Source organism: Pseudoflavonifractor sp. 524-17 (assembly GCF_009935845.1).
Taxonomy (GTDB): domain Bacteria; phylum Bacillota; class Clostridia; order Oscillospirales; family Oscillospiraceae; genus Pseudoflavonifractor_A.
Genome location: NZ_QWEK01000053.1, coordinates 1 through 23,558, shown reverse-complemented (window position 1 = coordinate 23,558; position 23,558 = coordinate 1). Strand labels below are relative to the sequence as shown.

27 protein-coding genes and 1 other annotated feature are annotated in these 23,558 nt (G+C 60.2%); of the genes, 10 read left to right on the top strand and 17 right to left on the bottom strand.

The annotated features are described in order from the left end of the window. Positions 1 to 76: 76 nt before the first annotated feature. Positions 77 to 376 carry a hypothetical protein gene (locus D1159_RS15655; RefSeq protein ID WP_161846583.1) on the top strand — a complete coding sequence of 100 codons (300 nt, stop codon included), beginning with the start codon at positions 77 to 79 and terminating at the stop codon, positions 374 to 376. A 76-nt stretch (positions 377 to 452) separates the two neighbouring features. Here D1159_RS15655 and pyrB read toward each other — a convergent pair whose 3' ends face one another. Beyond that, positions 453 to 1,511, bottom strand: a complete 1,059-nt coding sequence (pyrB, locus tag D1159_RS15650; RefSeq protein WP_161846582.1) for an aspartate carbamoyltransferase — start codon at positions 1,509 to 1,511, stop codon at positions 453 to 455. A 180-nt stretch (positions 1,512 to 1,691) separates the two neighbouring features. On the opposite strand from pyrB, the gene D1159_RS15645 reads away from it, so the two are divergent. Further along, on the top strand, positions 1,692 to 2,249 hold the full coding sequence (locus D1159_RS15645; protein ID WP_161846581.1) for a putative ABC transporter permease: 558 nt from the start codon (positions 1,692 to 1,694) through the stop codon (positions 2,247 to 2,249). 11 nt (positions 2,250 to 2,260) lie between these two features. Here D1159_RS15645 and D1159_RS15640 read toward each other — a convergent pair whose 3' ends face one another. After that, complete coding sequence (locus D1159_RS15640; RefSeq protein ID WP_161846580.1) at positions 2,261 to 2,473, bottom strand: hypothetical protein; 213 nt, start codon at positions 2,471 to 2,473, stop codon at positions 2,261 to 2,263. A gap of 113 nt (positions 2,474 to 2,586) precedes the next feature. On the opposite strand from D1159_RS15640, the gene D1159_RS15635 reads away from it, so the two are divergent. After that, on the top strand, positions 2,587 to 3,108 hold the full coding sequence (locus D1159_RS15635; RefSeq protein WP_161846579.1) for a gamma carbonic anhydrase family protein: 522 nt from the start codon (positions 2,587 to 2,589) through the stop codon (positions 3,106 to 3,108). A gap of 77 nt (positions 3,109 to 3,185) precedes the next feature. Then, complete coding sequence (locus D1159_RS15630) at positions 3,186 to 3,362, top strand: DUF1540 domain-containing protein (protein WP_161846578.1); 177 nt, start codon at positions 3,186 to 3,188, stop codon at positions 3,360 to 3,362. 168 nt (positions 3,363 to 3,530) lie between these two features. On the opposite strand, the gene D1159_RS15625 is transcribed toward D1159_RS15630, so the two are convergent. Genes D1159_RS15625 through rsxC form a run of 6 tightly spaced genes read right to left on the bottom strand, consistent with a single transcriptional unit; the run spans position 3,531 to position 8,636 of the window. Next, entirely contained in the window at positions 3,531 to 4,376 is an 846-nt protein-coding gene (locus D1159_RS15625; RefSeq protein WP_161846577.1) for an RnfABCDGE type electron transport complex subunit B, read from the bottom strand. Positions 4,377 to 4,389: 13 nt separating this feature from the next. Further along, positions 4,390 to 4,992 (bottom strand): electron transport complex protein RnfA, encoded by a 603-nt coding sequence (locus tag D1159_RS15620; RefSeq protein WP_347563708.1) that lies wholly within the window; start codon positions 4,990 to 4,992, stop codon positions 4,390 to 4,392. Between the two features lie 11 nt (positions 4,993 to 5,003). Next, positions 5,004 to 5,678, bottom strand: coding sequence for an electron transport complex subunit RsxE (gene rsxE / locus D1159_RS15615; protein ID WP_161846575.1), 675 nt, complete (start codon positions 5,676 to 5,678; stop codon positions 5,004 to 5,006). A gap of 13 nt (positions 5,679 to 5,691) precedes the next feature. After that, the gene (locus D1159_RS15610; protein WP_161846574.1) at positions 5,692 to 6,246 is read right to left on the bottom strand and encodes an RnfABCDGE type electron transport complex subunit G; all 555 of its coding nucleotides are present in this window, start codon (positions 6,244 to 6,246) and stop codon (positions 5,692 to 5,694) included. Then, entirely contained in the window at positions 6,247 to 7,293 is a 1,047-nt protein-coding gene (locus D1159_RS15605; protein ID WP_161846573.1) for an RnfABCDGE type electron transport complex subunit D, read from the bottom strand. Beyond that, on the bottom strand, positions 7,290 to 8,636 hold the full coding sequence (gene rsxC, locus D1159_RS15600; RefSeq protein WP_161846572.1) for an electron transport complex subunit RsxC: 1,347 nt from the start codon (positions 8,634 to 8,636) through the stop codon (positions 7,290 to 7,292). The genes D1159_RS15605 and rsxC overlap by 4 nt, the downstream gene beginning before the upstream one ends. A gap of 430 nt (positions 8,637 to 9,066) precedes the next feature. After that, positions 9,067 to 9,301, top strand: a binding site (T-box leader). A 54-nt stretch (positions 9,302 to 9,355) separates the two neighbouring features. Between rsxC and ilvB the strand changes: the two genes are divergently transcribed. From ilvB to D1159_RS15570, 6 genes are all read left to right on the top strand, one after another. Beyond that, the gene (gene ilvB / locus D1159_RS15595) at positions 9,356 to 11,065 is read left to right on the top strand and encodes a biosynthetic-type acetolactate synthase large subunit (protein WP_161846571.1); all 1,710 of its coding nucleotides are present in this window, start codon (positions 9,356 to 9,358) and stop codon (positions 11,063 to 11,065) included. 14 nt (positions 11,066 to 11,079) lie between these two features. Further along, complete coding sequence (gene ilvN, locus D1159_RS15590) at positions 11,080 to 11,646, top strand: acetolactate synthase small subunit (RefSeq protein ID WP_161846570.1); 567 nt, start codon at positions 11,080 to 11,082, stop codon at positions 11,644 to 11,646. A gap of 186 nt (positions 11,647 to 11,832) precedes the next feature. Continuing rightward, positions 11,833 to 12,285 carry a GNAT family N-acetyltransferase gene (locus D1159_RS15585; RefSeq protein WP_161846569.1) on the top strand — a complete coding sequence of 151 codons (453 nt, stop codon included), beginning with the start codon at positions 11,833 to 11,835 and terminating at the stop codon, positions 12,283 to 12,285. A gap of 56 nt (positions 12,286 to 12,341) precedes the next feature. Further along, positions 12,342 to 12,992: a hypothetical protein gene (locus D1159_RS15580; RefSeq protein WP_161846568.1), complete on the top strand. Its 651-nt coding sequence runs from the start codon at positions 12,342 to 12,344 to the stop codon at positions 12,990 to 12,992. A 98-nt stretch (positions 12,993 to 13,090) separates the two neighbouring features. Then, on the top strand, positions 13,091 to 14,110 hold the full coding sequence (ilvC, locus tag D1159_RS15575; RefSeq protein WP_161846567.1) for a ketol-acid reductoisomerase: 1,020 nt from the start codon (positions 13,091 to 13,093) through the stop codon (positions 14,108 to 14,110). A gap of 296 nt (positions 14,111 to 14,406) precedes the next feature. Beyond that, on the top strand, positions 14,407 to 16,503 hold the full coding sequence (locus D1159_RS15570; RefSeq protein WP_161846566.1) for an S-layer homology domain-containing protein: 2,097 nt from the start codon (positions 14,407 to 14,409) through the stop codon (positions 16,501 to 16,503). Positions 16,504 to 16,613: 110 nt separating this feature from the next. Here the strand turns inward: D1159_RS15570 and D1159_RS15565 are convergent, their stop codons facing one another. From D1159_RS15565 to D1159_RS19345, 9 genes are all read right to left on the bottom strand, one after another. Continuing rightward, positions 16,614 to 16,841, bottom strand: coding sequence for a DUF4368 domain-containing protein (locus tag D1159_RS15565; RefSeq protein ID WP_279280114.1), 228 nt, complete (start codon positions 16,839 to 16,841; stop codon positions 16,614 to 16,616). Positions 16,842 to 16,977: 136 nt separating this feature from the next. Beyond that, positions 16,978 to 18,672 carry an ATP-binding protein gene (locus D1159_RS15560; protein WP_161846564.1) on the bottom strand — a complete coding sequence of 565 codons (1,695 nt, stop codon included), beginning with the start codon at positions 18,670 to 18,672 and terminating at the stop codon, positions 16,978 to 16,980. Continuing rightward, positions 18,669 to 19,343, bottom strand: coding sequence for a response regulator transcription factor (locus tag D1159_RS15555; RefSeq protein WP_161846563.1), 675 nt, complete (start codon positions 19,341 to 19,343; stop codon positions 18,669 to 18,671). Before D1159_RS15555 ends, D1159_RS15560 begins: the two co-directional genes overlap by 4 nt. Next, entirely contained in the window at positions 19,340 to 19,996 is a 657-nt protein-coding gene (gene phoU / locus D1159_RS15550) for a phosphate signaling complex protein PhoU (protein ID WP_161846562.1), read from the bottom strand. Before phoU ends, D1159_RS15555 begins: the two co-directional genes overlap by 4 nt. Then, positions 19,996 to 20,751 (bottom strand): phosphate ABC transporter ATP-binding protein PstB, encoded by a 756-nt coding sequence (gene pstB / locus D1159_RS15545; protein ID WP_161846561.1) that lies wholly within the window; start codon positions 20,749 to 20,751, stop codon positions 19,996 to 19,998. Before pstB ends, phoU begins: the two co-directional genes overlap by 1 nt. Next, positions 20,748 to 21,605 (bottom strand): phosphate ABC transporter permease PstA, encoded by an 858-nt coding sequence (pstA, locus tag D1159_RS15540; protein WP_161846560.1) that lies wholly within the window; start codon positions 21,603 to 21,605, stop codon positions 20,748 to 20,750. Before pstA ends, pstB begins: the two co-directional genes overlap by 4 nt. A gap of 2 nt (positions 21,606 to 21,607) precedes the next feature. Continuing rightward, positions 21,608 to 22,477, bottom strand: a complete 870-nt coding sequence (gene pstC / locus D1159_RS15535; RefSeq protein ID WP_161846559.1) for a phosphate ABC transporter permease subunit PstC — start codon at positions 22,475 to 22,477, stop codon at positions 21,608 to 21,610. Positions 22,478 to 22,479: 2 nt separating this feature from the next. After that, entirely contained in the window at positions 22,480 to 23,286 is an 807-nt protein-coding gene (locus D1159_RS15530; protein WP_161846558.1) for a phosphate ABC transporter substrate-binding protein, read from the bottom strand. Positions 23,287 to 23,288: 2 nt separating this feature from the next. Further along, positions 23,289 to 23,558: hypothetical protein (locus D1159_RS19345; protein ID WP_207709191.1), on the bottom strand; the 270-nt coding region annotated here is incomplete at its 5' end.

The following is a 23,558-nucleotide window of genomic DNA, read 5'->3' as shown; positions in this document are numbered from 1 at the left end:
CAGACAACAAGCCCTTTCGGCTGCTTGAACAATTTTACCGCCTTATTTTTGTCTAACTTTTTGGGCGCACTTCAAAATGATCAGCATCCTGTACTTGGCCACCCTGGATAGCAAGGTAGATTCCCTGGAGGGGAAGGTAGACTCTCTGGAGGGGAAGATGGGCGCCCTGGAAGGTACGGTAACTTCCAGGGAAGGAAAAATGGATGCCATAGAGGGTAAGGTAATTTCCTTTGAGGAAAAAGCAGCCTCCCTTCACGATGACCTAACTGAGCTCAAGGAGTCCAGCGCAGAGGTCCGGGACGGGGTAAACGCCCTGCTTGAGTGGGCAGAGGATTGCGGGAACGCGGTCAAGCACCCCCTGCCCAGAGTGAAGTAGGGCTGTATTGATAAAGAATATTCAGTCTTTTCCGACAGGCTAACGGCCCGCCTTCCGGCGGGCCGTTTCGCGCGTTTTAATGCAGCTGGGCGTCGCAATAGGCACAGCAGTCGATTCCGCCGTTCTGCTTGACCAAAGGGGGCAGATAGGGGTCGGTCTGGGTGATGCACCTGGGGTTGGCGCACACTGGGGCAGTACCGATCTCCACCGGCTCCGGCCGCTGCCGGGGCTGGTTGGCCAGGTCGGCCAGCAGCGCCATGCGGGAGAACATGCCGTACCGGGCCTGCTCGAAGTAGGCCGCCCGGGGATCGTCGTCCACATCCAGGGCGATCTCGTCCACCCGGGGCAGGGGATGCATGACCAGCATATTTTTCCGGGCCCGCTCCAGCTTGCGCTTGGTCAGCACATAGATGCCCTTGTTCCGCTCGTACTCCAGGGGATCCACAAACCGCTCCCGCTGGATGCGGGTCATGTAGAGCACGTCCAGCTGGGGAATCACGTTTTCCAGGCCGGTGACCTCCACGCTCCACAGCTGGTGCTCTTTCATAAAGGCCCGAATGTACTCGGGGACGGCCAGCTCCCGGGGGGAGATGAGATAAAATTTTACCCGGTCAAACTTGGCCAGGGCTTTGATGAGGGAATGGACGGTGCGGCCGTTTTTCAGATCCCCGCACAGGCCGACGGAAATGCCGTCTACCCCGCCCAGCATCCGGGTGATGGTGGTCAAATCGGTGGTGGTCTGGGTGGGGTGCATATGGCCCCCGTCCCCGGCGTTGATCACAGGCACATCGGAGTACAGAGAGGCCGCCTTGGCCGCGCCTTCCTTGGGGTTGCGCATGATGACTACATCGGCGTAGCCGGACACCATTTTAATGGTGTCCTTCAGGCACTCCCCCTTGGCCACCGACGAGGACTTGGGATCAGCGAAGCCGAACACTGTGCCGCCCACCCGGAGCATGGCGGTCTGAAAGGAAAAATTTGTCCGCGTGGACGGCTCGAAAAACAGCGTGGAAGCCACCCGTCCCCGGCAGACATCCATAAAATCGGCGGGGTGGTCAATTATTGCGCTGGTACTCTTGTACAGCGCTTCCCACTCCGCCCTTGACAGGTCCCCAAAATCGATCAGATGCCGCATCCCCATCTTCTCCATTCCTTGTCGTATTTTTTTCATATCATCTTATCATATTTTCCAAGACACAACAAGAAGGGAGATCTATTTTTTCACTGCCATTTTACCAGAAAATTTTCCACATGTTTTCCCCGCCGCCGGTCATGCTAGACAAAAATACGTTCAAACACGCGGCAGGAGGCAGGCATGGACTGGTTTTGGTATTTTATCATCTACAGCTTTTTGGGCTTCTGTCTGGAGGTTATCTTCGCCTGGGTGACCCATAACCCCAAACGGGACCGGAAGTGTTTTTACCTGCTCCCCCTATGTCCGGTATACGGCCTGGGTGCGCTGGCCATTCTGGCCCTCCCTGCGGGGGTGATGCAGCGGCCCTGGCTGCTGCTGGTGTGCGCCGCCCTGGCCGCCACGGCGGCGGAATACCTGATGAGCCTGTTTTATGAGTGGTTCACCAAGGTGTCCTTCTGGGACTACCGCCATCTTCCCCTGCATATCAACGGCCGGGTATGTCTGCTCTTCTCCCTGTTCTGGGGGCTGTTGGGCACTGTGCTGGTCCACGGGGTCCACCCCCGGGTGGCCGCCCTGGCGGAGGCCATTCCGGCCAGGGCAGCGCTCCCCGGGGCGATGCTGCTTCTGGGCGATGCCGGTGTTACCGTCTATCTCCTCCGCCGGACCGGCACGACCGGCTGCCTGCGGTGGTACCAGGCTCTGGCCCGGCGGCCCCTGGGGGAGAAGCGGCAGGGTTAAACCGGATTCTTCTAGCAGTTTCGCAGGCTGTCCATCAGGTCATCCACCTTCTTTTGGGGCAGATAGGCGGTGGCGAAGGAGAGCATCTGCTCCAGCGTGACCGTCCGGGAGGCCCCTACCAGGGGATGCTTGAGCACCGAGGGCAGCTTTTTCTGCACCACCGCCCGGGAACGGGGGTCGTCCAGCAGCTCGCCCACGGTGATCTGGTTGCGTTTTAAGTCCATAAAAGGCACCTCCAAATGGAATTGGCCCCTGCCGGCGGAAACTGGTCCAGTTGACATTCCTCCGCCGGGGGCCTATCATAACACTATGTTTGAGAAAACGGAGGCATACCGAAATGTTAGTCAAATCCATAGCGGGCCGCGCCCCGTCTCTGCACCCTCAGGTACGGGCGGCGGAGAACGCCGTTCTGGCGGGGGACATCACTCTGGCCGAGGGGGTCAGCGTCTGGTACGGCGCGGTGCTGCGGGGAGACGAGAGTTCTATCCGCGTTGGCCGTGGCACCAACCTTCAGGATAACTGCGTCCTCCATGTAGACCCAGGCCATCCCATTGAAATAGGCGAAAACGTCACTGTGGGCCACGGGGCGGTGATCCACGGCTGTACGATAGAGGACGGCTGCGTCATCGGCATGGGGGCCATTCTGCTCAACGGCTGCCGCATCGGCGCAGGCAGTCTGGTGGCGGCGGGGGCCCTGGTGACGCAGAATACCGTGATTCCCCCCGGCAGTCTGGCGATGGGATCCCCGGCGAAGGGAAAACGTCCCCTGACCCAGGAGGAGCAGGCGGAAAATCTGGCCTCCGCGCAGGAGTACCGCCGCCTCTCCCGGCAGCTCCCCCCGGCGGGCGGGGGAATTTGATTTTCCATTCAGCCGCTGTCATAAAACGCTCCGGCGGGGACATACTACAACCATCACCGCAAAGGAGGAAATGCGTTATGAACAGCAACACCAACCCCAACCACAACATCAAGTGTTCCGTCACCAACTGCGCCCACCACTGCGCCACCAACCACTGCACCCTCAATGAGATTAAGGTGGGCTGCTGCGGGGACAGCAACCCCAAGTGCTGCGCCTCCACCGAGTGCGCTTCCTTCCAGCTCCAGAGCCGCTGAGGCGGCTGACCTGGGGCGGCGCCCCGGCGAACGATCCCCGGCCTGATTTGGGCCGGGGATCGTTTTTTATAAAGGCGCGGGCGGTCCGCCGCCTGCTTCCGCGGAGACAGACAAACGGTGCGGACCCGTCAGGATCCGCACCGTTTTGGATGGGGTAAAACAGGGGGGTCAGCCCTCCGCCTTGGCGGCGGGCTTGACTTCCGGCACCACGCCGTCCACAGTAATCAGCTTGCGGGGACACTTCTGGGCGCACAGGCCGCAGCCCACGCACTTGTCGTAGTCGATGACGGCCAAATTCTTGTCCACGGTGATGGCCTCCTTGGGGCAGGCCTTGGCGCACAGGGAGCAGCCGATACAGCCGTTGTCGCACACCTTGCGCACGTCGGGCCCCTTGTCCTTGGAGGAGCAGGTGATGGCCACATGTTTCTTGGTCTTGTAGGGGGCCAGGAGGATGATGTGCCGGGGACAGGCGTCCACGCACTTTTTGCAGGCCTTGCACTTGTCCTCGTCCACCTTGGCCACCCCGTCGATAACGTGAATGGCGTCGAAGGGACAGACTGCCTCGCAGGTGCCGAAGCCCAGGCAGCCGAAGGAGCAGCCGGCGGCGCCCCCGCCCGGCAGGCGGGCGGCGGCGGAGCAGTCCCGGATGCCAACGTACTCATACTGCTCATGTCCCCGGCAGCCGCCGGTACACTGGACCTGGGCCACCATTTTGACCGACGTCTGGGCCTTGACACCCATAATTTCGGCAATCTGGGCGGCCACGGCGTCGCCGCCGGCGGCGCAGCAGTTGGTGGCGGCCTTTCCCGCCGCCACAGCGGCGGCGTAGCCGGAGCAGCCGGGATAGCCGCAGCCGCCGCAGTTGGCCCCAGGCAGACAGCCGGCAATGGCCTCCTCCCGGGGGTCCTTCTCCACGGCGAAGGCCTTAGCCGCGAAGCCCAGGATCAGGCCGAAGATGACCCCCAGAACCAGCAGGACCACTGCGGCCACGCCTAAAATCATAGCTAATGTCATAATTCCGCCCCCCTTACCAAATCCGCATACCGGTGAAGCCCATGAAGGCCAGGGCGATAAGACCGGCGGTGACCAGGGCGATGGGGAAGCCCTCAAAGGCCTTGGGGCACTCGGAGAACTCCAGCCGCTCCCGCACGCTGGCGAAGAGCACAATGGCCAGCAGGAAGCCGATGCCGCCGGTGACGCCGTACACCACGCTCTCAATAAAGCTATAGTTGTTCTGGGTGTTCAGCAGCACTACGCCCAGTACCGCGCAGTTGGTGGTGATCAGGGGCAGATAGATGCCCAGGGAGGAGTACAGCGCGGGCATGGCCTTCTGCAAAAACATCTCCACGAACTGCACCAGCGACGCGATAACCAGAATGTACACAATGGTCTGCATAAAGCCCAGATTGGGGCCGTCGCCGTAGAGGGCGGGATTGACCAGCAGAAATTTATTGATGGGATAGCACACCGCGGAGGCCAGGCCCATAACGAAGATAACCGCCATACCCATGCCCAGGGCGGTGTCCATCTTCTTGGACACGCCCATAAAGGGACAGATGCCCAAAAATTGGGCCAGGATAAAGTTGTTGACCAGAATGGCCCCCAGAGAGATGGACAGCAGCTTGGTAATCAGATCGCCCATTACTTGGCCACCTCCTTGTTCTTCTTTTTCTCACCCTTGGCCAGGGCCCACTGCATGAAGGCGATCACCGCCGCCAGCATCAGAAAGCCGCCCACCGGCAGGGCCATGCCCAGGGCGGGGATGCCCTCGGGCAGCACCCGGATCCCCGCCGCGGTGCCCAGGCCGAAGCGCAGCGCGCCGTCCTGAAGCTCCAGCAGGCCGCCCATGACGGTGCCGCTGCCCAAAAATTCCCGCACCACGCACATGACGACCAGAATGATGGTGTAGCCCACCCCCTGGGCGATGCCGTCCACCGCCGAGGCGGCGATATCGTTCTTGGAGGCGAAGGCCTCCGCCCGGCCCAGGATGATGCAGTTGACCACGATCAGGGGGATGAACACCCCCAGGCTGTCCGCCAGGGCGGGCACAAAGGCCTGAAGCAGCAGGTCCACCATGGTGACGAAGGTGGCGATCACCACAATGTAGCAGGCGATGCGGATTTTATTGGGGATAATCTTCCGCAGGGCGGAGATGAAGATATTGGACAGGGTGAGGATAATCAGCACCGACACCCCCATGCCCAGGCCGTTGAACAGCATGGTGGTGATGGCCATGGTGGAGCACATGCCCAGCAGCTGCACCGTAACGGGGTTTTGGGTGATTAAGCCCTCTTTGAATTGCTGTTTGATATTCATGGTACGTCCCTCCTTAACCCAGCGTCCGAATGGCGTTGAGGGCGGCGGTCACGCCGCTGGATACCGCCCGGGAGGTGATGGTGGCGCCGGTGATGGCGTTGATCTGCCCTCCGTCCTTGGTGACCAGCACGTCAGTGCCGCTCTTGCCGGCATACTGCCGGCCCCAGGCGGCGTCGGTTTTGGACTTGGCCCCCAGGCCGGAGGTTTCCGCGTGGGAGATCACCGAGATGCCGGTGACGGCGCCGTCGTTGCCGATGCCCACCATCAGATCCAGCTCTCCGCCGAAGCCGGAGGGCTTTACCTCTACCACATAGCCCTGGTCCCCGGCCAGATAGACCGCGGCCACCAGGGGATCGCCGCCGGTGTAGGCCACCGGGTCATAGCTGCTGGCGGGGAGGACGGCCTCCATGGCCTGCTGGCTCTTGCGCAGCTTGGCCTCCTTGATGGGCTCCGCCGTGATCAGATTCACCAGGCCCAGCAGCAGGGCGCAGATCAGGCAGATGCCCCCCAAAATAAGGGTTAGCCGGCCGATCTCCGGTACCTTCTTGGCCGCAACCGTGTCGCTCATTTACGCCGCCTCCTTTTTGGCGCGCTTCCTGGCCTCTCTGGCGGCCTTTTTCGCCTCGGCGGTGACGCCGAAGCGGCCGGGTTTGCCCGCCTTGTCCAGAAGCCAGACGCACACATTCATAATCAAAATCGCGTAGCTGACCCCCTCGGGGTAGCCGCCGAAGTAGCGGATCAGCACAGTAAGCAGGCCGCAGCCCACGCCGAAGTACAGCTCTCCCTTCTTGGTCACCGGGCTGGTCACATAGTCGGTGGCCATGAAGAAAGCGCCCAGCATCAGTCCGCCGGAGCACAGCTGCGCCGCCATCCACTCCACATTGCCGACGCCGTTTTTGGGGAAGAGGAAGGTGAGAGCCGCCACAGTGCCCAGAAAGGCGGCGGGAATGCGCACGCGGATGGTGCCCCGCCAGATGAGATAGATGCCCCCCAGCAGCAGCATGAGGGCGGAGATCTCCCCCACGCAGCCCCCCACGTTGCCCACGAACATATCCATCAGGGACACGCCGTCAGGCATCACGCCGGAGTGCATGAAGTCATTGGACAGAGGGGTGGCGCCGGTGACGGCGTCGGCGGCGGAGACAATGCCCGCCCAGTTGGGGGTGCCGGGGAGGACCCAGGTGGTCATGGCTACGGGGTAGGACATCATCAAAAAGGCCCGGCCCCCCAGGGCGGGGTTCATAAAGTTCTGTCCCAGCCCGCCGAAGAGCTGCTTGACAATGACAATGGCGAAGAAGTCCCCCACCAAAATGGTCCAGTAGGGCAGCGTCACCGGGCAGACGAAGGCCAGCAGCACGCCGGTGACAGCGGCGGACAGGTCCCCGGCGGCGCCGGGCTTTTTCAGGGCCTTGCGGTAGGCCCACTCGAAGAACTCGCACCCCGCCACGGACACCGCCGTCAGCAGCAGGGCCCGGGGGCCGAAAAAGTACGCCGCCATGATCAGGGCGGGGACCAGGGCCACCAGCACGTCCAGCATCAGATTGCGGGTGCCGGCGGGGGAGGACACATGGGGCGAAGAAGCCACGGACAACTTCAAATTCTTTGTATCGATCATGCTTTCTTAGCCTCCTTCTCCGCCTCCGCCTTGCGCTTCATGGCCAGGGTGCGGATCTCAAACTTGGCCATGCGGAAGGACTGGACCAGGGGGACCCGGGCGGGGCAGATGTAGTTGCACGAGCCGCACTCGATGCAGTCCATCAGGTTCATGGCCTCCGCCTCGTCCCACATACGCTTTTCGGTGTACAGGTGCATATATACTGGGGTGAGGTGCATGGGGCACACGTTGACGCACCGGCCGCAGCGGATACAGGCGGCGGCGTCCACATGCTCGGCGGCCTCGGCCCGGGTCATGCACAGAATGCCGTTGTTGCCCTTGATGGTACAGGCGGAGAGATCATACACGGCGATGCCCATCATGGGACCGCCCACCAGCACCCGGTCCGGGGTTTCCCGGAAGCCGCCGGCCTCCTCAATCAGATGGGCGATAGGGGTGCCGAAGGGGACCAGCACGTTTTTGGGCTCGTTGAGGGCGCCGCCGGTGAGGGTGACAATCCGCCGGGTCAGGGGCTTGCCCTCTGCCACGGCGTCATAGACGGCGGCGGCGGTGCTGGCGTTGAACACGGCGCAGCCCACGTGGGCGGGCAGACCGCCGGGGGGCACCTCCCGGCCGGTAATGCGCTGGATGAGCTGCTTTTCCGCCCCCTGGGGGTACCGGGTGCGGCAGGCGACCACCTCAACGCCCCCCTCCGCCAGGGCGCGCATTTTCTCAATGGCGTCCGGCTTGTTGTCCTCAATGCCGATGTACGCTTTGTCCAGGCCGAAGGTCTTCATTAAAATCTTCACGCCTTTGATAATCCACTCCCCTTCCTCCAGCATGAGCCGGTGGTCAGAGGTGAGGTAGGGCTCGCACTCGGCGGCGTTGACGATGAGGGTATCCACCTTGCCGATGCCGGAGCTGATCTTCACGTGGGTGGGGAAGCCGGCGCCCCCCATGCCGGTGATACCGGCCTCCTTGATGATATCAATGATCTCCTCGGGGGCGAGGGCGTCATAGTCTGGGTGGGGGGTCAGCTCAGAGGCAAATGTGTCCTGAAAATCGTTCTCAATAACTACCGCCATCATCTTGCCGCCGCCGCAGGAGGGGCGGGGCTCAATGGCAACCACTTTGCCGGACACACTGGCGTGAATGGGCGCGCCCAGCCCGGTGGGGGCGGCGATTTTCTGCCCCACTGTCACCTGGTCACCCACCTGTACCACCGGCGCGCAGGGCGCGCCTACGTGCATCGACATGGACAAGGTCACCTGGGCTGGCGCCTTGCGCAGGGATTCCACCGCCTTGGCGCAGGTCAGCTCTTTGTGCTCCTTGGGATGCACGCCGCCATAAAAGGATAATTTCATAGGTCCACCTCACAAATCAGGCCCGCCGTGGGCCGGTTTCGAGCGGGCGCTGCGGCTGGCGCCCGCTTTCTCTTTTCTCCCCGCGTCTGCGGGTTCAAACAGATATTATCATAGCGCAGCCACATGAAAATGTCCAGTAATTCTACAAAAAAAAGTGACCGTTTTCGTGCAACTGTCCATTTCAGGACGGTTTTTTGCCAAAAACTCTCTATATCTCTGGGATTTTATCCAGATAGGTTTCTATAAATGTAAACTGATGAGTATAACATTTATTTTCCATGAAACTTTCACACGCTAACGCATTTTAGTTGTAAAAAACTCCAGTTGACAAACCCGCAAAAGAGGAGTATTATAATCACTAACTTTCACAAAAAGACAGATGTCCGCGGGCTGCGCCGTCTCTTTGTGTATAGGAATGTATGTAAATGAGTCAAAGGCAATGACTGGGTCAGTAAGCGCGGTCCGATGCGCAGAGAGGGAGCGGCTGGTGTAAGCTCCCGTGAGGGCCGGCGGCTGAAGGTCGCCCAAGAGCCGTCCGGCTGAAACGGAGCGTTCCGTGGGTAAGCCGGGCCGGGTCCCCCCTCCGTTAGCGGGGTGAGAGCGCGCGGGGCCCTGACGTCCCGCGAAGTTAGGTGGTACCACGGAGAAGCGGCTTCGTCCTATGAGCAGGACGAAGTCTTTTTGTTTGGTAAGAAGTTTGATAAAGGAGGCCCACACCGATGAGAATGAAGTGTTCCCAAATCCTGATGGAGTGTCTGCTGGAGCAGGGGGTGGACACCGTATTCGGTTATCCAGGCGGAACCATCCTCAACATCTACGACGAGATGGAGCTCCACGGGTATAAGAGCAAGATCCGCCATATCCTGACTGCCCATGAGCAGGGCGCCGCCCACGCCGCTGACGGGTATGCCCGGGCCACGGGAAAGGTGGGGGTGTGCTTCGCCACGTCCGGCCCCGGGGCCACCAACCTGACCACCGGCATCGCCACCGCCCATTACGACTCCTCTCCGGTGGTGTTCATTACGGTGAACGTGGCCGAGTCCCTCATCGGAAAGGACACCTTCCAGGAGGTGGACATCACCGGCATCTCCATGCCCATCACCAAGTGCAACTATCTGGTCAAGGACCCCAATGAGCTGGCGGACATCGTGCGGGAGGCCTTTGCCATTGCCCGCACCGGCCGGCCCGGTCCGGTGCTCATTGACATCGTGAAGAATGTCACCGCCGCCGAGGCGGACTACCAGTACCTCCCCCTGGACCAGCACCCCGCCCACGGCCGGCTGGCGGCCATGCTCCGCCGGTCCAACTATGACCTGCGGGCCCCAGAGCCGGACCGGGACGACATCGACAAGCTGCTGGACATGATCGAGGAGGCCAAGCGGCCCCTGGTGCTGGTAGGCGGCGGCGTCATCCGCTCCAAGGGAGCGGTGCCGGAGTTCCGTAAATTCTGCGAGCGGCTGAATGCCCCGGTGGCGTCTACCATCATGGGGGGCGGCGCTTGTCCCGGCAGCCATCCGCTGTTCACCGGAATGATTGGAATGCATGGCTCCCATGCCTCCAACGTGGCCTCCAGCCAGTGCGACCTGCTCATCGCCATCGGCTGCCGTTTCTCCGACCGGGTGGCCACTGACCCCGCTACCTTCGCCAGCCAGGCCAAGATTGTCCACATCGACATCGACCGGGCGGAGATCGACAAGAACGTGCAGACCGACCACCATATCATTGGCGATGCCCGGGGGGTGCTGGAGCTGATTAACCAAAAGCTCCCCGCCCACGACTACCCCGAGTGGAAGGAGTTTGTCTTCTCTCAGAAGGAGGTCCCCCTGAAAAAGGACGATATCCTCCACCCCCACGAGATTTTGGAGACCATCTCCGATCTCACCGGCGCCCAGGCCATCATCACCACCGACGTGGGCCAGCACCAGATGTGGTCCGCCCAGTACTACCACTTCTCCCGTCCCGGCCAGCTTATCACCTCCGGCGGCTTCGGCACCATGGGCTTCGGCCTGGGGGCCGCCATGGGGGCCAAGATGGGCAATCCGGACCAGACCGTGGTGCTGTGTACCGGAGACGGCTGCTTCCGCATGAACTGCCACGAGCTGGCCACGGTAGAGCACTATCAGATCCCCGTAATTATTGTTATCTTCAACAACGGTACCTTGGGTATGGTGCGCCAGTGGCAGCACCTGATCTACGGCGAGCGGTATTCCCAGACCGACCTGGACCGGGGGCCGGACTTCGTGAAGCTGGCGGAGGCCTACGGCATCCAGGGGGCCCGGACCCGGAACCAGGCGGAGTTCGAGGCCGCCCTGCGCGCTGCCCTGGACAGCGGAAAAGCCTGCGTCATCGACTGCGCCATTGACAAGGACGCCATGGTCCACCCCATGGTCCCCGGCGGCGCCGCCGCCACCGATTTCCTGTTGGATTAAAGGAGGGAACTGCCATGAAAGAGAATACCGCCCCCACAATTACCCGCCACACCCTGTCGGTGCTGGTGGAGAACTCTGCCGGCGTGCTCTCCCAGGTCTCCCGGCTGTTCTCCCGGAAGGGGTATAACATCGAGTCCCTGGCCGTGGGCACCACCGACGACCCCGCCGTCTCCCGTATCACCATTGAGGTGATGGGGGACGCCAAGACCATCCGGCACGTGATGAACCAGCTGCGCAAGCTCTTCTGCGTCTACTCCGTCCAGGAGCTGCTGCCGGAGCGGTCCATCCGCCGGGAGCTGGTGATGTACAAGGTGAAGGCGGAGACCCCGGAGATCCGCAACGAGGTCATCCAGATCGCCAATATCTTCCGTGCGTCCATCATCGACGTGTCTCTGAAGTCCCTCACCCTGGCTCTCATCGGCGACGAGGACAAGGCGGAGGCTATCCAGCGCCTGCTGGAGGCTTTCGGCATCCTGGAGCTGGTGCGCACCGGCATGGTGGCCTTGGAGCGGGGCGCCTACACCATCAGCGACGAGAACAAGGAGAAGGCGGAGTTCAACCTGGGCAAAAATTTCCTGTAAAAAGCCCGTTTCCCCAGCGCACAGAGCATAGGCCCCGGCAGATTCCACAGGGGTCCCTGTGTTTTTAAATCGATATTTTCTTCCAAAGAAAGGGGGAGAGCAGATATGAAGCTGTATGAAAACAGGTTCCTGTCAACCAAAGGGAGGGTTTTCATCCGTTAGCCCTCCAAATAGGAAGGAGAACGCATGGAGCGCATTACCTTGCAAAAAGTAGATGAATCCAACTTTATCGACTGCTTTTCCCTGAAATTAGATGCCGGGCAGGAGAAGTTTGTATCCCACCCTATCCGCAGCCTGGCCCAGGCCTATGTTTACTACAGGCAGTGTACGCCTTTTGCGGTCTGTCATGCCAGTCAGGTGATTGGGTATCTTATGGTCATCTATGACTACGACGAGGAGGCTTACTTCATCTGGCATTTGATGATCGACGTCCAGCACCAGGGCAGGGGCTATGGGAGAGCGGCCATGGAAGCGGCGCTTGCCTATATCCGCACCAAGCCCTTTGGGGACTCCAACACCGTCCGGCTGACGGTCCGCCCGGAAAATTCCGCCGCCTGCCATTTATACCAGGCGCTGCGCTTTGCTGCCACCGGCCGGGTGGACGAGGATGAGATCGAGCTGGAACGGGTGCTTGCTTGAGTTCCGCTATCATTCATTTCCCTAAAACCAGCAAGAAGAACAAGGAGGAAGTCATGATGAGACGAAGCACACGGGCGGCCCGCGCCCTGACGGCTCTGGCCCTGATTCTCTCCCTGACTGCCTGCGGCGGGGACCGGACCGGTGGCAAGTCCCTCTACCGGCACGGCCTGGAGGTGGCGGACGTCATTGCCGAGATGGCCCGCAGCGAGGACTACCTCGCCATGTATGGCGCCATACCGGAGGTGGCCGCGCTGGCGGCGGACGCGGGACAGGGGGACTTCACCAAGACCAAGGCGGTCTACCGCATCACCATACCAGCCTCCGCCGTCCTGACGCTCTTAGGAGAGGAAGAGGGGCTGGATCTAAAGCAGCTTTCCCCCGCCCTGGGGCAGATTGTACAGGCCAAGCTCCAGTCCGCCTTTATCACCCAGATCAACGCCCAGGCCGGACAGGCGGCCATTGCCGCCGCCAGCGTCTGTACCGCCCAAAAGCTCTTTGTCAGCAAGGAGCTGACGGAAAACACCATCTACCTGTACACCTACGAGAACGCCGTGCCGGTGGCGGTCGCCTTCACCGGCGGGGCGGATGGGGCGGTGTCCGCGTCAGGCATGTTGGTCTTAAACGAGAATTTTACCCAAGACGCGGTCCAGGTCCTGGCCCAGTACGAGGAAACCCTGGGCATTCAGGTGGAGGAGGTCAAGGGATAGAATTGTATCACAGTTTATATTCTTGCCCTCCTGTCTGGATTATGATAAAAATAACGAAACACAATCTGCCGCTGAATCAATAAAAGGAGTGTATTACCATGGCAAAGATGTACTATCAGAAGGACTGTGAACTGAGCTGCCTGGACGGCAAAAAGATCGCCGTTATCGGCTACGGCTCCCAGGGCCACGCCCACGCCCTGAACCTGAAGGACTCCGGCTGCGACGTGTGCGTGGGCCTGCGGGAGGGCAGCAAGCGCTGGGCCGAGGCGGAGAAGGCCGGCCTTCCGGTGAAGACCGTGGCCGAGGCCGCCAAGTGGGGCGATATCGTGATGATCCTCATCAACGACGAGGCCCAGGCCGACCTGTACAAGAAGGACATCGCCCCCTACATGACCGAGGGCAAGGCCCTGGCCTTTGCCCACGGCTTCAACATCCGGTACGGCCAGATTGTGCCCCCCGCCGGAGTAGACGTGTTCATGGCCGCCCCCAAGGGCCCCGGCCACACGGTCCGCTCCCAGTACGTGGCGGGGAAGGGCGTGCCCTGTCTGGTGGCGGTGGAGCAGAACGCCACCGGCAACGCCCTGAAAATCGCCCTGGCCTACATCGCCGGCATCGGCGGCGCCCGGGCCGGCGTGATGGAGACCACCTTCCACGACGAAACCGAGACCGACCTCTTCGGCGAGCAGACCGTGCTGTGCGGCGGCGTGGTGGATCTGATGCGCTGCGGCTTCGAGGTGCTGGTGGAGGCGGGCTACGAGCCGGAGAACGCTTACTTTGAGTGCATTCACGAGATGAAGCTCATCATCGACCTCATCAACAAGGGCGGCGTAGGTATGATGAACTACTCCATCTCCGACACCGCCGAGTACGGTGAGTATGTCTCCGGCCCCCGGGTCATCCCCCACGAGGAGACCAAAGCCCGGATGCGCGCCGTCCTCTCTGACATCCAGGACGGCACCTTTGCCGGCAAGTGGATCGCCGAGAACAAGAACGGCCGTACCTTCTTCAACTCCAAGCGGGCCCTGCTGGCCAAGCACCAGATGGAGGTTGTGGGCGAGGAGCTGCGCAAAAACATGCTCTGGGGCGATGACGCTGATCCCGATACCGCCTCTAACTAAGAACCTGTACTCATAACCGCTGGACACCGTCTGGCTGGGTCTTCTGCCGCCCTGCGGCGGCAAGGCAAACATCCTGGAATGCTTTGTGTAGTATAAGCTCAGCCTGTCGAAAACACGTTTTCGGCAGGCCATAAAGGGCGCCTGCGGGCGCCCTCTTTTTTCCCTGCAGAGGGAATGTCAGCGATTTTAAACAATCTGTCCAAAAATACGATGCTGTTTTTCATACAACATGATATAATGTAAGGCAAGGCGGTCAAGCCACCGCCAAAATTAGACAGAGAAAGGACGGATTTTCAATGAGACGGCAGGTGTGTTGTGTGCTGTTGATGGGTCTGCTGTGCGGGATACCGCCGGGGGCCCGGGCGGCGGGAGGACCGGGGAGCATGGATATCCTCGCACTTCCGAACCCGACGGTGTGCCTGACCGAAGAGGAGGTCATCTATCTGGACATTGAGGATCTGGAGGAACGGTTCAAAGAGCGGATCTGGGTGGTCCTGGAGGACGGCAGCCTGACCCGGGTGGCGGTGGAGTACGAGGAGGCGATGCTGTATGAGGCGCTTTTGATGGAGGAATACGAAATGACGGGGGTCTTCTCTCTGGTTCTCCCCGAAGACGGAAGCGTCACCAACAGCCGTGGCCTGGAACCTGTGCTCTCCGTAATTGTGACGGAAGAGGAGAGACTTCCCGTCATCGCGCAGGTATCTCAGCCGGAGGCGTGTACGGTCCCCTGGGGCACCCAGGCGGCCGATCTGCCTGTACCAGACACAGTCTCCGTACAGCTGGAGGACGGTACCCCGGCGGAACTTCCGGTGACATGGCAGACAGAGTGCTATCAGGGGGAGACGGGATGCTACTATCTGTTTGGGTTCTTCCGCTCTGGTGAGTCACTGATGAATCCCTGGGGCAGCATGGCCTCCATGGAGGTGACCGTGGAGGAACAGGAGCCAGAGCCCAGCTCCTCACCGGAGCCCGGGCCTAGTTCTTCGCCGGAACCCGCGCCCAGCCCCTCGCCGGAGCCTATGCCCAGCCCCTCGCCGGAGCCTATGCCCAGCCCCTCGCCGGAGCCTATGCCCAGCCCCTCACCGGAACCTATGCCCAGCCCCTCGCCGGAACCTATGCCCAGCCCCTCGCCGGAGCCTATGCCCAGCCCCTCGCCGGAGCCTATGCCCAGCCCCTCGCCGGAACCTATGCCCAGCCCCTCGCCGGAGCCTATGCCCAGCCCCTCGCCAGAACCCGTGCCTAGTTCCCCGCCGGAGCCGGAGTCTCCCGGCGGCGGCCATGGGGGTTGGAGCGGACCGCCGGCCACGCCGGAGCCGGCAGCGCCCGCCGCTGAGACGGAAGGAAACCAGGCAATTCTGCATGGGAAGCAGAACGGGGAAACCGCCGCCGCGGTGCTGGATGCGGCGACGGCCCAGGCCCTGTTGGCTTTGGAGGCGGATCCGCTCACCGTGGCGGTGGCTACCGGGCCGGAAACGGATTTTGTCACACTCAGCCTGCCGGCCTCATTTGCCCGGGCGCTCAGCGGGACGCAGCGGGTGGAGGTGGCGATCGCCCATCCCACTGTACGTCTGATCCTGTCCGGGGAGGTCATGGAGCAATGGGCGGCCCGGGGCGGGGTGCTGACCTTGACGGTGGAGCGCCGGGGCGATACGGTTTTTGTCCGGTTTCTGGCAGACGGCCAGGGGGTGGAGATAGACAGCGGGATAACCATGGTGCTCCCAGCGGAGGGGGAGGATACGACAGCGGTCCGGCTGGGACCGGACGGAAATGAGTATATCGTAAAAAAGTCTGTGGCCCAGGCAGGATCCATAGCGGTTGAGTTAGAGGGAAGCGGCGCTATCCGGTTGGACAAGCGGCCGGTTCCCTTTTCTGATGCAGCGGATCACTGGGCGGTGGGAGACATTGCCCTGATGAGCAGCCGGGCGATCTTTTTTGGCACTCAGGCAGGGCAGTTTCTGCCTGAGCACGGGATGGACCGTGCCATGCTGGCGGCGGTGCTCTACCGGCTGGAGGATACCCCCGCCGGGGGCATGGTTTCCTTCCCCGATGTGAGCGCGGCGGCGTGGTACAGTCCGGCGGTGTCCTGGGCGGCGGAGCTGGGCCTGGTGGCAGGCACGGGTTCCGGCTTTGACCCAGAGGGGGCGCTGACTCAGGAGCAGCTGGTCACTATTTTGTACCGCTATGCCGCCCAAAACGGATTTGACGTGAGCGCAGCCGGGGTACCCATGCCTGACCCAGAGGTCTCAGAATGGGCGGTCCAGGCCATGGCTTGGGCCACGCAATGGGATCTCCTCCCGCCCCAGATGACCGGCGGCCCAAAGGATGCCGTGACCCGGGCTGAAGCAGCCTGCGTCCTCGCACGCCTCCTCAGACGCATTTCTTTTTCCGCCTAAAAAGTCGAATTTTGTCGAATTTTATATCCTAATACGCAAAAAGGGACCGCCGATTAGCGGAGCCTCATAAGAAAGTATTTTTATCTTGAAGGAGTGGCGTAGTCGAAAGGCTACGCCGCTTTTTTCTTGGACTTTGGGGTGGGGAGCATACCAATAAAGTTATAAACAATGTCAACCTGCTGGGAGCGGTGGCCGCTGGACTTGTCCGGGGCGTGTACGTTGATACGCTCAATAAACTCATTAACAATAGCCGGGGTAAGCGTGTCAATCTCGCTGTACTTCTTCACCAGGGCGATAAACTGGGTCACGTTCACGGCCTGGGCCTGTCCCTTGTCCAGTTCAGCATGGAGGGCCTTGGCCTTTTCGGATAACGTGCGCTGTTCGTCCTCGTAGGACTTGGACAGCTTGGAAAACCGTTCGTCTGAAAGTTTCCCGCTGATGTTGTCCTCAGAGAGCTTTTGTCAAGGGCAAGTTTCAAGAATCTCTCATTTTCCTCAAGCCAAATAAGACTTCAATATTGGTTCCGCTTCTTCCAATTCCGCTTTGCAGTCTGATTTCCGCGTGATGATACTGCGCAATATGCTTGACAATCGACAGCCCCAAACCGGTGCCGCCGGAGGCCTTGGAGCGGCTTTTGTCCACCCGGAAAAACCGCTCAAACACCCTGGCCTGATACTCCGGTGGAATTCCAATCCCAGTATCTTTTACGGAAACAGTTATGGCGGTATCGCCTGCTGAAACAGCAATCTCTACCTTTCCGCCGTCTATATTGTATTTGATGGCATTATCAATCAGATTATAGAGCATTTCATACAAGAAGCCCCGCACTCCGCTTATCTTGGCGCTTTCGCCAGTCACGGATAGGGAAATATGTCGTTTCTCCGCCTGCTCCCGTAGAGCGGAGGCCGCGCTGTCCGCAAGCTCCAGAAGGTTTACCTCTTCCTTTGCCGGTGCGATTCCCTCGTCCAGCTGCGACAGGTGGATGATGTCCTCCACCAGCGTTACCAGCCGCGCCGCCTCTGTGCGGATCACGCCCACGAACTGCGGAAGATCCTCTTGCTTGACAAGGCCGTTCTCCAACAGCTCGGCGCTGCCCATGATGGATTGCAGGGGGGTTTTCAACTCGTGGGACACGTTGGCGGTAAACTCCCGGCGGCTGCGTTCAGCGGCGGCCTGTTCTGTCACGTCAAAGGCCAGCAACACCGTTCCTGCCGCAGCACCGTCCGCCGTGATCCGGCTAAAGTCAAACTGAATCTCCCGGTCGTTTCGCATCGCGCGGACTTCGCTGTGTCCCCCTTCCAGCGCGGTCTGAATGGCGAGGTTGATCTCATGGTCACGGTCTACCACAAGGAAGTCCTGCCCAACGCAGGCGCTGCTTGCATGGAAGATCGTCCTCGCAGCGGGGTTGATGCTTAAAATCACACCCTTTCTGTCCAAAAGGACAAGCCCCTCGCTCATGTTTTCTGTGATCTGTTCAAATTCTTCGGTTTTTCTTCTCAACTCCCGGAGTTGCGCCTCGCTCTGCCGGTGCTGCTGGTGGATACGCCCCAGGAGGGGGGATAATTCCTCGTAGGCGTCGTTTTCCAAAGGCTTATCCAAATCCAGACGGTTCAGCGGTGCAACAATGCGCTTTGCCATCCGGCGGGCCAGCAGCGCGGAGAGAATGACCGCCAGGATCGCAGTCAGCAAAATCGGCTGAAGCATCCCCATTGCCAGGGCAAACACCGTCAGCTGGCTGATGGAAATGCGCAGGACGGTTCCATCAGCCAGCCGCTGTGCACAGTATAGCGTCCGCTCGGTTAGTGTCTCCGAGTAGCGGACCCCGCCGCTTTCACCTTCGGCCAGGGCCTCTTTTACCTCCACCCGGCCCGCGTGGTTTTCCATCTCCGCCGCCGGGACGTGGGTATCAAACAACACTTCGCCGTCAGCGGCGATCCAGGTCAGACGAAAATCTGCTGTGGATGGGAATCGATAGGGGGAAGTCAACTGCTCCAGGTAATCCAAGCCGTCCGCCTCTACTCCATAGGAGGCCAGACGGAGTTCATCCCGCAGTTGTTTCTCCTGGACGTTTCTGTAATAGTCATACAGACAGCCCATGATGATCACCAGGCTTGCCAGGAGAACGGAAACCGCCGCCAGCAGGATAGAACGGAAGATTTTCTTTGTCATGCCTTTGCCTCCAACCGGTAGCCGATATGCCGCACCGTTTCAATCATCCCGCCATAGTCCCCCAGCTTCTGCCGGAGCGTTTTGATGTGCATATCCACCGTCCGCGTTTCCCCAGCATAATCCACGCCCCAAATATCGGACAAAAGCTGTTCTCTGGTGAACGCAACACCGGGGCGGGAAAGGAACAGCCGGAGCAGTTCAAATTCTTTGTAGGTAAGCGGGATACGCGCTCCGTCTGCGGTAACTGTCCGTTCTTCCAGATCAACCGTCAGCCCTCCGGCGGTCAGCTGCTTTGCCCCGGGCGCGGGACGGCAGCGGCGCAGGACGGCTTTTACCCTGGACACCATTTCCATCATGCCGAAGGGCTTCACCAGGTAATCGTCCGCGCCCAAATCCAGGCTTTGGATTTTGTCGTACTCCGCGCCCTTGGCGGTAGCCATGATGACCGGAATATCAGCCAGATGCGTCGCCGCTTTCATCTGCCGCAGCAGCTCCGCGCCGTCCATACCCGGCAGCATGACATCCAGAATGACAAGCTCCGGCCGCTCTGTTTCCAGCGCCGCCAGGAACGCTCCGCCGTCCTCAAAGCCCCTGGCCTCAAAGCCGGTGGAGCGCAGGGTGTAAAGCTCAATATCCCGGATGCTGGCATCGTCCTCTACACACCAGATCATAGTGTCTCTCCTTTGTGTTCCCCAGTCACGGCAAAGATCACCCATTCCGCAATGTTGACCGCGTGATCTCCGATGCGCTCCAGATATTTGTCGATCATCAGCAGATCAAGAGCGTGTTCGCCGCAGGCGGGGTTTGCCGCGATGTCTTCAATCAGCACCTGTTTTACCTGGTCAAAGCATTGATCCACAATGTCGTCGTGGGCAATCACCAGCTTGGCCCGGACCGTATCCTTCTGGACGTAGGAATCTACGCTTTCCGTAACCATCCTGATGACCTCCGCCGCCATTTCCCGGATATGGCCCACGTCTTCCGGCACATATCCCTGGGCCAGCATCGCCAGGATGATTTCCGCGATATCTGCCGCCTGATCTCCGATGCGCTCCATATCTGTGATGATCTTCATGGCGGCGGAGATCTGCCGCAGGTCGCGGGCCACCGGCTGCTGCTGGAGCAGCAGTTTCAGACACAGCGTTTCAATATCCCGCTCCATCTGGTCGATCCCGCCCTCCAATGGCTTGACCTGTTCCGCCAACGTGCTGTCACCATTCTCCAACGCCTTCGCCGCTTTGGAGATGGCCTCCTCGCACAGCGCGCCCATCTGGATCAGCTCCGTATTCAGAAGGGCGAGCTGGCTGTCAAATCTGCTCCGCATCACCCAAACCTCCCTGTGATATAGTCCTCGGTCCGCTGATCCTCCGGCTGAGAGAACAGCTTTTCCGTTTCGTCATACTCGATCAGCTCTCCCAAGAGGAAGAACGCCGTGCGGTCTGAAATACGTACCGCCTGCTGCATATTGTGGGTCACGATAACAATAGTGTACCGCTCTTTCAGCTGCATTGCAAGCTCCTCAATTTTAGAGGTGGAAATAGGATCCAGGGCGCTGGTGGGTTCGTCCATCAGCAGCACCTTCGGCTCCACGGCCAGGGCGCGGGCGATGCAAAGCCGCTGCTGCTGGCCCCCGGACAGTCCCAGGGCGTTCTTTTTCAGCCGGTCTTTCACTTCATCCCAGATGGCCGCACTCCGCAGAGCATACTCCACCACGCAATCTAGCGCGGCTTTGTTTTTTACACCGTGGGTTCGCGGGCCGTAGGCGATATTGTCATAGATGCTCATAGGGAAGGGATTGGGCTTTTGGAACACCATTCCGATCTCCTTACGCAGAGCATTCACATCCAGGCCGGGAGCAAAAATATCCGTATCCTGATACCGCACCTCCCCGGTAATCCTGACGCCGGAAACCAGGTCGTTCATGCGGTTCAGTGTTTTCAGAAACGTGGACTTTCCGCAGCCGGAAGGGCCGATCAGAGCGGTGATGCTGTTCTCTGGAATTTGGATATTGATATGTTTCAATGCCTGGGTGCTGCCGTACCACAGGCAAAGATTTTTTGCAGTGATTGCGTTACTCATAGCGCCCTCCTTTTCTGGAAGCAGCGGCCTACCAGGGCAGCGGTCAGGTTGACCGCCAGCGTCAGAAGCATCAAAATCGCGGCAATGGCAAAGGCCACACCAAACTCCCCTTGCTCCTTTGCGTAGACATACAGGGCCACGGTGAGGGTGGCCCCCGGACTGGTTAGCCCGGTAAAAAAGCCGTTCAGCCCATGGGCGAAGCCCGCCGTAAACAGCAGCGCCGCCGATTCGCCCAAAATGCGCCCCACCGACAGAATACAGCCGGTGATGATTCCGTCCGCGCACCCAGGCAGCACCACGGTGCGGATGACCCGCCACTTCCCGGCTCCCAGGCCAAAGGCACCCTCGCGGTAGCTCTGCGGCACCGTTCTTAAACTCTCCTGGGTGGTCCGCATGACGGTGGGCAGGTTCATAATCACCAGAGTCAGCGCACCGGCCAGCAAAGATGTTCCCAATACGTTGGTGAATACCAGCATACCCACAAGGCCATAGATAATGGACGGGATGCCGGAGAGGGTTTCCGCTGCGTATTCGATGGCAGACACCAAACGGCGGTTACTGGCGTACTCGGTCAGATAGACTGCCGCTCCCGCCCCTACAGGCAGGACAATCATCAGGGCGGCGAGGATGATGTAGATGGTGTTCAGGATGTCCGGCAGGATGCCGATGGTGTCCGACAAGTAGCTGGGTTTGGTGGTCAGCAGCTCCCAGGTCAGGTTGGGGAGCCCCGCCGCCAGCACATAGCCTATGAGGGACAGCGCCAGAGTGCATACCAGCAGCACCGACAGGGCGCACAGCAGCCCCATTGCGCCGATATAGGCCCTCCGGGATGGGGAGATCGGTCTGTCCAGCATAATCAGCCCTCCTTTTGTCCTTTGAGGAAGAAATTCAGCGCGGCATTAATCAACATGATAAACAGGAACAGTACCAGGGCGATGGAAAACAGCGCCTGCCTCTGGAGGCCGCTGGAATAGGACATTTCGCTGGATACAGCTGTGGTAAGAAATCGGACGCTTTCAAACAGTGAGGGCATATTCGCTGCGTTGCCGGACACCATCATTACCGCCATAGCCTCCCCAATGGCCCGGCCTACCCCCAGCACTACCGCCGCCGCGATGCCGCTTCGCGCCGCAGGGACAGATACCCGAAAATAGGTTTCTATCGGGGTCGCGCCGAGGGCCAGAGATGCGTCCTCGTACTCCTTCGGTACTGCCTCCAGCGCGGTAATGGATACTTTGATGATGGAGGGCAGGATCATGATTGACAGGACGATGATTGCCGCCAGCAGGCTGGCACCGTCCGGCACATGGAACAGCGCCCGGATACCCGGTACAAGCACCAGCATCCCCACCAGGCCATAGACCACCGAGGGGATACCGGCCAGGAGGCTGACGGCGGATTCCGCAACGGCTTTCACATTTGCAGGGGCCATTTTCGCCAGATAAACCGCCGCGAAAAACCCCACGGGAACGCCGAACAGAATGGCTCCGGCTGTGCCGTAAATGCTTGTGAGAATGAATGGAAGGATGCCGTATGAGGGCTGTGCGGCGGTGGATTCCCAGGTGTTACCCAGCAGAAAGGGCACAAGCCCGATCTGCCGGATGGCAGGAATGCCGGAAGCCACCAGATAGACCGTAATCAGCAGGACACAGCCCACTGTGACCAGCCCCAGCATCAGAAATATCCCGTGGACGGCATTTTCCGCCAGTTGTCTTTTACGACCCATATTCACCCTTCCGCCACAGCGCCCGCATTGGAAATCAGTTCCACGGCATCAGGAGAGGTAACGAAGTCGAAAAACTTCTGCGCCGGTGCGGAAAGGGGGGTGTCCGTCTTTGTGACCAGGACAAAGGGCCGCTGGATGACATAGCTGCCGTCCCTCACCGCATCCTCTGTGGGCGCTACTCCGCCTACCGTGACGGCCCGCACCGTGTCCTTGACGGAGGCCAGGGAGGCGTAGCCGATGGCGTCCGGGTTTTGGGACACGGTGGTGATCACATCGCCGGTAGAGGTCAGCTCCTGGCGGTATTGGCAGTTGTCCGATGTGCCGGTGATGGATTCAAAGCCGTCCCTGGTGCCGCTGCCCGCTTCCCGGCCAATCAGGACGATCTCAGCATCGTGTCCGCCCGCATCTTTCCAGTTGGTGATCTCGCCGGTATATATTTTGGCGATGGTATCTACATCGAGATCAGAAACGGGATTGTCGGGGTTGACGATCACCGCGATGCCGTCATAGGCCAGCACAGTCCCGGTCAGGCCCTGGGCGGATTCATCCGCTTTCAGGTCGCGGCTGCTGAGGCCGATGTCGCAGCGCCCCTCCAAAACCGCCTGGATACCGGAGCCGGAGCCAGTGGGGTTGTAGGTAAAAGTCACATTTTTGTTCTGCGCCTCGAATGCCTCGCCTAACGCGCCGATTACCTTTTCCATAGAGGTAGATCCGTCCGTGGTGACGGTGCCGGACGTTTTCTGAGCGCATCCGGCTATAATTGACAGGGCCAGTGCAGTGGTCAGTATAAAAGTTGCAAGTCTTTTCATGTTCAAATATCTCCTTTCGACTTTTGGGTACGAGAGAAGAATACTGCTGTCATGTAAAAATCAAAAGGCAAGTATTGTAAAGTTAGTGTAAAATTGATCGTAGTGGTAGCGGCAACAACAAGCAATGCGCCGGTATATACCGGCGCTCGCTTGTTGGTGGCTGACGCCCCCAAACCCCCGTAAGGACCGGCGCAGTTAAGGGCGTTGCCATAAGAAAACATGAGAAAACCCAGTAAAATCAATGTTTTTAAGGGCAGCGGAAAACGGGGCGG

What these genes read in the sequence shown, in the direction of transcription:
- rsxE (WP_161846575.1), bottom strand. Translation starts at nt 5,678, where the DNA reads ATGAATATCAAACAGCAATTCAAAGAGGGCTTAATCACCCAAAACCCC.
- D1159_RS15645 (WP_161846581.1), top strand. Translation starts at nt 1,692, where the DNA reads ATGGACTGGTTTTGGTATTTTATCATCTACAGCTTTTTGGGCTTCTGT.
- D1159_RS15555 (WP_161846563.1), bottom strand. Translation starts at nt 19,343, where the DNA reads ATGATCTGGTGTGTAGAGGACGATGCCAGCATCCGGGATATTGAGCTT.
- ilvB (WP_161846571.1), top strand. Translation starts at nt 9,356, where the DNA reads ATGAGAATGAAGTGTTCCCAAATCCTGATGGAGTGTCTGCTGGAGCAG.
- D1159_RS15625 (WP_161846577.1), bottom strand. Translation starts at nt 4,376, where the DNA reads ATGACATTAGCTATGATTTTAGGCGTGGCCGCAGTGGTCCTGCTGGTT.
- D1159_RS15640 (WP_161846580.1), bottom strand. Translation starts at nt 2,473, where the DNA reads ATGGACTTAAAACGCAACCAGATCACCGTGGGCGAGCTGCTGGACGAC.
- ilvN (WP_161846570.1), top strand. Translation starts at nt 11,080, where the DNA reads ATGAAAGAGAATACCGCCCCCACAATTACCCGCCACACCCTGTCGGTG.
- D1159_RS15530 (WP_161846558.1), bottom strand. Translation starts at nt 23,286, where the DNA reads ATGAAAAGACTTGCAACTTTTATACTGACCACTGCACTGGCCCTGTCA.
- D1159_RS15560 (WP_161846564.1), bottom strand. Translation starts at nt 18,672, where the DNA reads ATGACAAAGAAAATCTTCCGTTCTATCCTGCTGGCGGCGGTTTCCGTT.
- pstB (WP_161846561.1), bottom strand. Translation starts at nt 20,751, where the DNA reads ATGAGTAACGCAATCACTGCAAAAAATCTTTGCCTGTGGTACGGCAGC.
- pstA (WP_161846560.1), bottom strand. Translation starts at nt 21,605, where the DNA reads ATGCTGGACAGACCGATCTCCCCATCCCGGAGGGCCTATATCGGCGCA.
- D1159_RS15585 (WP_161846569.1), top strand. Translation starts at nt 11,833, where the DNA reads ATGGAGCGCATTACCTTGCAAAAAGTAGATGAATCCAACTTTATCGAC.
- rsxC (WP_161846572.1), bottom strand. Translation starts at nt 8,636, where the DNA reads ATGAAATTATCCTTTTATGGCGGCGTGCATCCCAAGGAGCACAAAGAG.
- D1159_RS15655 (WP_161846583.1), top strand. Translation starts at nt 77, where the DNA reads ATGATCAGCATCCTGTACTTGGCCACCCTGGATAGCAAGGTAGATTCC.
- D1159_RS15605 (WP_161846573.1), bottom strand. Translation starts at nt 7,293, where the DNA reads ATGATCGATACAAAGAATTTGAAGTTGTCCGTGGCTTCTTCGCCCCAT.
- pyrB (WP_161846582.1), bottom strand. Translation starts at nt 1,511, where the DNA reads ATGCGGCATCTGATCGATTTTGGGGACCTGTCAAGGGCGGAGTGGGAA.
- ilvC (WP_161846567.1), top strand. Translation starts at nt 13,091, where the DNA reads ATGGCAAAGATGTACTATCAGAAGGACTGTGAACTGAGCTGCCTGGAC.
- D1159_RS15580 (WP_161846568.1), top strand. Translation starts at nt 12,342, where the DNA reads ATGAGACGAAGCACACGGGCGGCCCGCGCCCTGACGGCTCTGGCCCTG.
- pstC (WP_161846559.1), bottom strand. Translation starts at nt 22,477, where the DNA reads ATGGGTCGTAAAAGACAACTGGCGGAAAATGCCGTCCACGGGATATTT.
- D1159_RS15635 (WP_161846579.1), top strand. Translation starts at nt 2,587, where the DNA reads ATGTTAGTCAAATCCATAGCGGGCCGCGCCCCGTCTCTGCACCCTCAG.
- D1159_RS15630 (WP_161846578.1), top strand. Translation starts at nt 3,186, where the DNA reads ATGAACAGCAACACCAACCCCAACCACAACATCAAGTGTTCCGTCACC.
- phoU (WP_161846562.1), bottom strand. Translation starts at nt 19,996, where the DNA reads ATGCGGAGCAGATTTGACAGCCAGCTCGCCCTTCTGAATACGGAGCTG.
- D1159_RS15570 (WP_161846566.1), top strand. Translation starts at nt 14,407, where the DNA reads ATGAGACGGCAGGTGTGTTGTGTGCTGTTGATGGGTCTGCTGTGCGGG.
- D1159_RS15610 (WP_161846574.1), bottom strand. Translation starts at nt 6,246, where the DNA reads ATGAGCGACACGGTTGCGGCCAAGAAGGTACCGGAGATCGGCCGGCTA.